Origin of the sequence: Arthrobacter sp. PM3 (genome assembly GCF_003352915.1) — a bacterium.
In the GTDB taxonomy this organism is placed as follows: Bacteria; Actinomycetota; Actinomycetes; order Actinomycetales; family Micrococcaceae; genus Arthrobacter.
In genome coordinates this window covers 3,272,421-3,280,829 of sequence record NZ_CP022314.1, presented here as the reverse complement: position 1 = coordinate 3,280,829, position 8,409 = coordinate 3,272,421, and the positions used below count along the sequence as shown (strand labels likewise).

The window sequence follows — 8,409 nt, the reverse complement described above, 5'->3', positions numbered from 1 at the left end:
CCGAGGCCGGCTGCGACCTGATCACCATCACCCAGTACCTGCGCCCCTCCGAACGCCACCTCCCCGTGGACCGCTGGGTCAAACCCCAGGAATTCGTCGACCTCCAGCACGAAGCCGAAGAAATCGGCTTCCTCGGCGTCATGTCCGGCCCCCTCGTCCGCTCCTCCTACCGCGCCGGCCGGCTCTGGGCCACCGCCATGCGCAAAAAAGGCCGCGACATCCCCGCCGAACTCGCCCACATCGCCGACGGCATCCAGGACTCCGGCACCACCCGCCAGGAAGCCAGCACCCTGCTCGCGGCGCAAGCCTGAAACCTGTCGCAGCACCCTTCACCTAGGGGCCGGCACCGGATGATTCCGGCGTCCGGCCCTTAGCCGTCCATCACGTAGAATTAAGGCACTATGGCGAACTCCCCTGATTCCAGCAGCTCCAGCCCGGCTTCCGATGCTCCGAAGCGCGGTCTTTTTTCGCGTAAGCCCAAGGAAGCAAAGGCCAAGAAGCCCAGTCGGCTGAAGCAGATCGGCGAAGTCTTCCAGATGACCCGCCGCCACGACCCCATGGTTCCGTGGCTCATGCTGCTGGCGTTCCTGGGCGTTGTCGCCGCCAGCCTCCTGGTCGGCTTCCTGCTGGAGAACTGGGTCACCGGCCTGATCATCGGTATTGCGCTGGGCGCGATCGCGGCCACCCTGATCCTGTCCCGCCGCGCCGAGCGCGCCGCGTTCGCGCAGATCGAGGGCCAGCCGGGCGCCTCGGGCGCCGCATTGGGCACCCTGAAGCGGGGCTGGATCACCGAGGACCAGCCGGTCGCCGTCAACCCGCGCACGCAGGACGCCGTCTTCCGCGCCATCGGCCGGCCCGGCGTCGTCCTGGTCAGCGAGGGCCCCAGCAACCGGGTCAAACCGTTGGTTGATGCCGAGCGCAAGCGCCTGGGGCGCATCCTGCCCAACGTTCCCATCCACGTGATCGAGAGCGGCCGCGGCGAGGGCCAGGTGCCGCTGAACGAACTGGCCCGGAAGATGAACAAGCTCAAGGGTGAACTGACCAAGACCGAGGTCAGCGCCGTGTCCAAGCGCATTTCCTCGCTCGGCGGCCGGCTGCCCATCCCGAAGGGCATCGACCCCTACAAGGCCCGCCCGGACCGCAAGGCTGCCCGCGGACGCTAGTCGTCCGGCAGCACCCACCCGCCAGCATCAAAGATTCGCCCCGGTTCCCGGCCCCGTCAGGCCGCCGGCCGGGGCGTTTCCATACCTGCCCGACGACGGCCGACACCTTGCCACGGAATCAGCCACGGAAACAGGAGACACCACATGAGACGTCCATCCGCCAGCACCATGATCCGCGCCTTCCGGGCACTGGCCGTTGCCGAGGCTTGCAGCTGGGCGGCCCTGTTGTACGGCATGATCCTGAAGTGGGTGACGCGGACAACCGAACTGGGCGTGGAGATTGCCGGCCCGGTCCACGGGGCATTCTTCATCGGCTACGCCGTCACGGCCCTGTGCCTGTGGGTGATGCTGCGCTGGCCGTTCCGGGTTGCCTTGCTCTCAGGACTGTCGGCGGTGTTCCCCTTCGCGACGGTCTGGTTTGAACGCTGGGCCGGTCGCCGCGGTTACCTCGCCGCCGGTGCGGAGCAGCCCGCCGTGCGCGAGGAGGCGCATGGGGCTGCACATCACCGGGACGTTGTTGAGTTCGACGACGAGGCCGCGGCAACGAAGTGACGCCCGGCGCAGCGGGGTGCCTGGCCCGCTGATGCGGGCCTTAGCGCCGCAAGAGCACCGTGTTCATGGCTTTGTCGTGCAGGCCGCGCTGGTCCGGGTCGAAGATGACGGCCGGGACTACAAGGCACAGCAGCAGGGTGCGGACCAGTGCCGCGAGCGGGCCCGCCGGGCCCCCGCCGAGCCGGACCACGTGGATTCCCACGATCCTGTGGCCGATGCTGTAACCGAGGGTGCCGATCAGCAGGATCTGCTCGATGGCGAACACGGCGAGCGTGGCCCAGGAATTTGAAGCGAAGGCAAAGTTGCTGATCAGCAGGGCGATCCCCCAGTCGATGCAGATCGCCAGGATGCGGCGGCCCGCACGGGCGATGGAGCCGGGCCCCGCCTCGGGAAGTCCAAGCCGCTCACCCGGGTACTTGGAAATGCCGGATGTGTCCGGCCCGCTGAGCCATGAACCGATGTCTTTGCGATCTACCACGCACCAAGCTTACCGGCTCACCCCGGTCCACAGTATGGGCAGCGCTGTGTCACACTGTGGAACCGGATAGGTCACACTGTGGACAGCGACTAGCGTTTACGTGTCAGGGCATTCTGTAACCTCCACGAAACAATGCGGACACTGCGGGGAAATCCGATGTCCTTAGGGTGGTAACAGTTGCTAGCGACTGCGGAGCGGGGATGCTTTGTGCCTTCCCGCCGTTGGACTGCGCTGGACCAATGTGCCTGACGGCCAGATCTTTCATATGCGTAAGGAGCATAGATGTTCAAGACTGCGGACGAAGTCCTCAAGTTCATCAAAGACGAAGACATCAAATTCGTCGATATCCGCTTCACCGATCTTCCTGGCGTTCAGCAGCACTTCAACGTGCCGGCCAAGAGCGTTGACGCTGACTTCTTCGTCAACGGCCAGCTCTTCGACGGTTCTTCGATCCGCGGCTTCCAGGGCATCGCCGAGTCTGACATGCAGCTCATCCCGGACGTGACCACGGCATTCGTCGACACGTTCCGCATGGAGAAGACCCTTGCGCTGAACTTCTCGATCGTGAACCCGCGCACCGGCGACCCCTACCACCGCGACCCCCGCGGCGTAGCCGAGAAGGCCGAGGCCTACCTGGCATCCACCGGCATCGCAGACACCGCGTTCTTCGCTCCCGAGGCCGAGTTCTTCGTCTTCGACAACGTCCAGTACCAGTCCTCCCCGCAGGGCAGCTTCTACAAGATCGACTCCGAAGAAGCGCATTGGAACACCGGCCGTGAAGAAGAGGGCGGAAACCTCGGCTACAAGACCCCCGTCAAGGGCGGCTACTTCCCGGTCTCCCCCACCGACAAGCAGGCCGACCTGCGCGACGCAATGTGCATCGCCCTGGACGAGGCCGGCCTTGAGGTCGAGCGCAGCCACCACGAAGTCGGCTCCGCCGGTCAGGCTGAAATCAACTACAAGTTCACCACCCTGACCCACGCTGCCGATGACCTGCAGAAGTTCAAGTACGTCATCAAGAACACGGCCGACGCCTGGGGCAAGTCCGTCACCTTCATGCCGAAGCCGGTCTTTGGCGACAACGGCTCGGGCATGCACTGCCACCAGTCGCTGTGGAACAACGGCGAGCCGCTGTTCTACGACGAGAAGGGCTACGCCGGCCTGTCCGACACCGCCCGCTGGTACATCGGCGGCCTGCTCAAGCACTCCTCCGCCGTCCTGGCGTTCACCAACCCGACGGTGAACTCCTACCGCCGCCTGGTCAAGGGCTTCGAAGCCCCGGTCAACATGGTCTACTCGCAGGGCAACCGCTCCGCCGGTATCCGTATCCCCATCACGGGCTCCAACCCGAAGGCCAAGCGCATCGAGTTCCGCGCTCCGGACCCCTCCTCCAACCCGTACCTGGCGTTCGCCGCCCAGCTGATGGCCGGCATCGACGGCATCCGCAACCGGATCGAACCCCCGGCTCCGATCGACAAGGACCTCTACGAGCTCCCCGCCGAGGAAGCCAAGGACATCCCCAAGGCACCGGGCACGCTCGAGGAAGCCCTGGAGGCCCTGGCCGAGGACAACGAGTTCCTGCAGGCCGGCGGCGTCTTCACCCAGGACCTGATCGACACCTGGATCGAGTACAAGTACGAGAACGAGATCCGCCCGCTCTCGCTGCGCCCGAACCCGTACGAGTTCGAGCTCTACTACGGCGTCTAGTCACACCACCGGGCCAAGCACGGCTTAGCCCGCCGGAAGTCCGCAGGATTTTCCAACAGAAAGGCCGGTCACGGACTAACCCGTGGCCGGCCTTCTCTGCATCGCGTTGGCCGCGCTTCCGTACTGTGCGCCCTTCAGCGCTTCCCGTACTTCTTGTGGACCGCCTGCTTGCTGACACCCAGGCACACCGCGATGGCCTCCCAGGACAGCCCCGCCCGCCGGGCACGCAGCACGGCCTCGGTTTCCGTGCGTGCCAGCTCCTTGTGAAGCTCCGCCACGGCGTACAGCGCCTCGGCCGGGCCCTTGCCATCCATGGAGCCAACCAGTGTATTCATGCCGCACCTCCTGGCGTCAACTATAGTTGACAAAGCAGGCGGCGTCAACGAAAGTTGACGCGTGCCGGGCGCCCCTGCGCGGCCGGTCAGAACGCCCGGTACATGATGCGCTGCGGTCCCGCGTCGCCGCCGTCGTAACGGCCGCGGTCCACGAAGCCCGCGTTGCGGTAGGCGGTGATCCCGCCGGGGTTCTGTTCGTTGACGGACAGGACGACGCCGGACTGGCTGCCGCCCGGAGCCGCGGTCAGTTTGGCGGCCTCCCGCACGGCGGCGACGGCAGCGAGCGTGCCCAGGCCTTTGCCCTGCTGCCCGTGTCCGATGAGGAAGCCGCGCAGGAGCCAGGCGGAGTCGTCGTCCGCCCAGCCGGCAGCTGTCGCCGCACCCCGCTGCAGGGTCAGCACGCCCACGGCCGAGCCGTCGACGTCCACGGCAAACGGGTACCGTGACTCTTCCTGAAGCCCCATGAGCGTCATCCGCAGCGGGTCGCCGACGAACTTCCGCTGCCCGTCGCCGAGCTCCAGCAGCGCGATCTCACCCAGCTTGATGGCAAGGGCGTCCTCGTCGAGGTTTTTCAGGGGCAGCAGCCACACGTGTTCCGGCATCCTGCCAGCGTACCTCCAGCGCGGTACCTCCAGCGCGGTACCTACAGCGCAGTACCTACAGCGCAGTACCTACAGCGCAGCGTCCTTCGGCGGCCCCGCCGGATCCATCCAGAACACTTCCCACAGATGGCCGTCCGGGTCCTGGAAGCTGTGGGTGTACATGAACCCGTAGTCCTGGGCCTCCTCCGAGGCCTTGCCCCCGGAGGTCAGGGCGGTCCGGATGACCTCGTCCACCGCCTCACGGCTCTCCAGGGAGAAGGACATGATCACCTCAGCCGTGCCTGCCGTGGATGCAACGGACTTGGCGGTGAAGGTCTTGAAGTAGGACTCGACGAGCAGCATCACATAGGCGCCGTCGTTGACGATCATGCACGTGGCGTTCTCGTCGGTGAAGTCCGGGTTGAAGGAAAACCCCAGCGCCGTGAAGAACTCCACGGTCTTGTCGAGGTTGCTGACAGGGAGGTTCACAAACAGTTGCCTGGCCATCCGCCCAAGGTAGCACCGCGGTGCGCCGGGTGTCAGCAGGCCGCCATACCGGGCGGCTCAGCCCGGCGTCACTGGCCGTAGAAGACCCGCTCGAACACGGCCCGCGCACGGCGGCTGAGCCGCAGGTAGTCCTCTTCCAGCGCCGCGGCGTTGCCTTGGCCGTAGCCGCACCAGCGCGCCACCGCTTCAAGGTCCCGGCGGGAGGAGGGCAGCAGGTCAGAAGCCCGTCCGGTCCAGATGACGTTGGCCGAGCGGATCCGGCTCGCCAGCCGCCACGCCCGGAGCAGGATCACGGCGTCGCCGCCGTCGATCAGGTCCAGGGCAGCTGCTGCCTCGAGGGCCTCCACAGTGGACGTGGTCCGCAGCTCCGGGTGTTCCCCGGCGTGTTGGAGCTGGAGCAACTGGGCCAGCCATTCGACGTCGCTCAGGCCGCCGCGCCCCAGTTTCAGGTGCCGTGCCGGATCCGCGCCGCGCGGAAGGCGCTCCGACTCCACCCGGGCCTTGATCCGCCGGACCTCCCGGACGTCCTGGCCTGACAGCGATTGCGGGTACCGGATCGGATCGATCAGGGCCACGAAGTCCGCCGCGAGGGCGTCGTCCCCAGCCATCGGGCGTGCCCGCAGCAGCGCCTGGGCCTCCCACACGAGCGACCACCGCCGGTAATACTCGGCGTAGGAGTCCAGGGACCGCACCATGGGTCCGTTCTTGCCCTCGGGGCGCAGGTCCGCGTCCACCGACAGCACCCGCTCGGCCAGGATGGCCGGTTTGAGCGGCTGGGTCAGCAGGCTGGAGAGTTTGCCGACGATCCGCGCGGCCTGGGCCTGCGCCTCCTCCTCGGGCACGCCCGGCAGGCCGCGGTGGACGTACATGACGTCGGCATCGGAACCGTACCCTATCTCCCGCCCACCCTGGCGCCCCATCGCCACCACCAGCACGTGCGTCTTCAGCGGTTCCCTGGCGGTGACGATCGTCTCAGCCACCCGCAGCGCCCCCAGGACGGCGGCGCGGTCGGTGTCGGCGAGGGCCGCGCCCACCTGGTCCTGGTCCAGCAGCCCGGCGCTGTCGGCCACCGCGACCCGGAGGATTTCCCGGCGCCGGATCAGCCGGATGAGCCGCATGGCGCTCTCGGGATCCGCGTGCCGCGACATTTTCGAGGTGATCTCCAGCCACTGCGATTCGAAGCTCAACGGCACCAGGTCCTTGTCGGTGCCGAGCCACGCCACGGACTCCGGCGAGACCTCCAGCAGGTCCGCGATGAGCCGCGAGTTGGCGAGCACATGGCAGAGCCGCTCGGCCGCCGCCGTCGAATCCCGGAGCATGCCCAGGTACCAGTGCGTCGTGCCGAGCGCCTCACTGACGCGGCGGAAGGCAAGCAGGCCGGCGTCGGGGTCCACGCCGTCGGCGAGCCAGTCCAGCAGGATTGGCAGCAGCTGGCGCTGCAGCGCGGCGCGGCGGCTGACGCCGGCGGTGAGGGCCTCGATGTGCCGCATGGCGCCGGAGGGGTCCAGGTAGCCCAGGGCGGCGAGGCGGCCCTGGGCGGCCTCGGGGGTCAACCGCGCCTCTTCGCTGCTCAGGGTGGCGACCGTGTTGAGCACGGGGCGGTAGAAGATGCGTTCGTGGAGTTCGCGCACGGAGCGCTTTGTCTTGCGCCACGCGGCCACCAGGGAATCCGGCTGGGGCCGTTCGGCGGAGAACGGCCCCAGGACGGCCTTGGCCAAGGACCGCAGCGACGCCTCGTTGACCGGCATGAGGTGGGTCCGGCGCAGCTGGAAGAGCTGGATCCGGTGCTCAAGGAGCCGCAGGTAGCGGTAGTCGCGGTCGAACTCCGCCGCGTCCGAGCGGCCGATGTACCCGCCGGCGGACAACGCGGCGATGGCCGAGGTCGTGTCGCGGCAGCGCAGCGACTCGTCGGACTTGCCGTGCACGAGCTGCAGCAGCTGGACGGTGAATTCGACGTCGCGCAGTCCGCCGCGGCCCAGCTTGATCTGCCGCTGTTCCTCGTCGGCGGGAATGTGTTCGGTGACGCGGCGGCGCATGGCGCGGACGGATTCGACGAAGCCCTCGCGGCCGGCCGAGGACCAGATCAGCGGCGTCACGGCGGCCTCGTAGCGGGCGCCCAGTGCGGCGTCCCCGGCGATGGTCCGGGCTTTGAGGAGGGCCTGGAATTCCCAGCTTTCGGCCCAGCGCGCATAGTAGCTCTCATGCGAGGCAAGGGTCCGGACCAGCGGCCCGGATTTGCCCTCGGGCCGCAGGTTCGCGTCGACCTCCCACAGCCCGGGTTCCCGGCTGGTGGACATGATCGCCCGTGAAATCCCGGACGCGAGGGCGGTGCCGATGGTTATCGCGCGGGCGTCCTCCAGCGTCCCGGCGTCGATCACGTAGATGACGTCGACGTCGGAAATGTAGTTCAGTTCGCGGGCGCCGCACTTGCCCATGCCGATCACGGCCAGCCCGACGTCGGCGACCTCCCCGGCGTCGAACTTCGCGGCCGCCTCGGCCCTGGACACGGCCAGGGCGGCCTCCACGGCGGCGCCGGCAAGGTCCGCCAGCTCGGCGCCGGCGGCCGGCATGAAGTCCAGCGGATCGGCCGCGCAGAGGTCCTTGATGGCCAGCTCCACGAGCCCGCGCCGGTAGGCGGTCCGCAGTGCCGCGTAGCCTTCCTGGCCGGTGAGTACCGCCACCGGCCGGGCCGATGCCGGATCGGCGCGCACCGATTGCAGCAGCCGGGCGCGCAGGGCCGCGGCGTCCGCTGCCCGCGGTTCGGGGCTGGCCCGGACGTCAAAGGCGCTGAGGTGCTCGGGGTGGCGGATGAGGAATTCGCCCAGCGCCTCGGAGGCACCCAGGACCCGGTACAGGGGCTCACTGGTTTCCGGCTCCGCGACGGCAAGCGTGCGCAGCTCCGGGTGCTTCTCAATCAGGCGGACCAGCGACTGCAGGGCCGTGTCCGGATTCGCGGCCAGCTGCAGCCCGGCGAAGAGCGCGTCCTGGTCGAGCCCCTCCAGCTCCCGGGCCGCCAGGAAGCGCTCCCCCTTGTCCAGGTCGCTGAAACCGGCGGCGATGAGGCGTCGTGCCAGGCTCACCGGGTC

At 68.0% G+C, this 8,409-nt stretch carries 8 protein-coding genes and 1 pseudogene; 4 read left to right on the top strand and 5 right to left on the bottom strand.

The annotated features are described in order from the left end of the window. The 3 genes and pseudogenes from CFN17_RS14975 to CFN17_RS14965 form a co-directional block, all read left to right on the top strand. Positions 1-311 (top strand): annotated as a pseudogene (locus tag CFN17_RS14975) (lipoyl synthase); the annotation flags it as partial. A gap of 90 nt (positions 312-401) precedes the next feature. Then, a complete protein-coding gene (locus CFN17_RS14970; RefSeq protein WP_208748549.1) occupies positions 402-1,163 on the top strand; it encodes a DUF4191 domain-containing protein in 762 nt (253 codons plus the stop codon). 144 nt (positions 1,164-1,307) lie between these two features. Then, positions 1,308-1,715 carry a DUF3817 domain-containing protein gene (locus CFN17_RS14965; protein WP_208748548.1) on the top strand — a complete coding sequence of 136 codons (408 nt, stop codon included), beginning with the start codon at positions 1,308-1,310 and terminating at the stop codon, positions 1,713-1,715. A 40-nt stretch (positions 1,716-1,755) separates the two neighbouring features. Here CFN17_RS14965 and CFN17_RS14960 read toward each other — a convergent pair whose 3' ends face one another. Next, positions 1,756-2,193, bottom strand: coding sequence for an RDD family protein (locus tag CFN17_RS14960; protein ID WP_208748547.1), 438 nt, complete (start codon positions 2,191-2,193; stop codon positions 1,756-1,758). A 282-nt stretch (positions 2,194-2,475) separates the two neighbouring features. On the opposite strand from CFN17_RS14960, the gene glnA reads away from it, so the two are divergent. Then, complete coding sequence (glnA, locus tag CFN17_RS14955) at positions 2,476-3,900, top strand: type I glutamate--ammonia ligase (protein ID WP_208748546.1); 1,425 nt, start codon at positions 2,476-2,478, stop codon at positions 3,898-3,900. Between the two features lie 134 nt (positions 3,901-4,034). On the opposite strand, the gene CFN17_RS14950 is transcribed toward glnA, so the two are convergent. The 4 genes from CFN17_RS14950 to CFN17_RS14935 form a co-directional block, all read right to left on the bottom strand. Further along, positions 4,035-4,235 carry an AsnC family protein gene (locus tag CFN17_RS14950; RefSeq protein WP_208748545.1) on the bottom strand — a complete coding sequence of 67 codons (201 nt, stop codon included), beginning with the start codon at positions 4,233-4,235 and terminating at the stop codon, positions 4,035-4,037. An 86-nt stretch (positions 4,236-4,321) separates the two neighbouring features. Beyond that, positions 4,322-4,837: a GNAT family N-acetyltransferase gene (locus CFN17_RS14945; protein ID WP_208748544.1), complete on the bottom strand. Its 516-nt coding sequence runs from the start codon at positions 4,835-4,837 to the stop codon at positions 4,322-4,324. A gap of 69 nt (positions 4,838-4,906) precedes the next feature. After that, positions 4,907-5,323, bottom strand: coding sequence for a VOC family protein (locus CFN17_RS14940; protein ID WP_208748543.1), 417 nt, complete (start codon positions 5,321-5,323; stop codon positions 4,907-4,909). Positions 5,324-5,391: 68 nt separating this feature from the next. Further along, entirely contained in the window at positions 5,392-8,403 is a 3,012-nt protein-coding gene (locus CFN17_RS14935; protein ID WP_208748542.1) for a bifunctional [glutamine synthetase] adenylyltransferase/[glutamine synthetase]-adenylyl-L-tyrosine phosphorylase, read from the bottom strand. Positions 8,404-8,409: the final 6 nt, after the last annotated feature.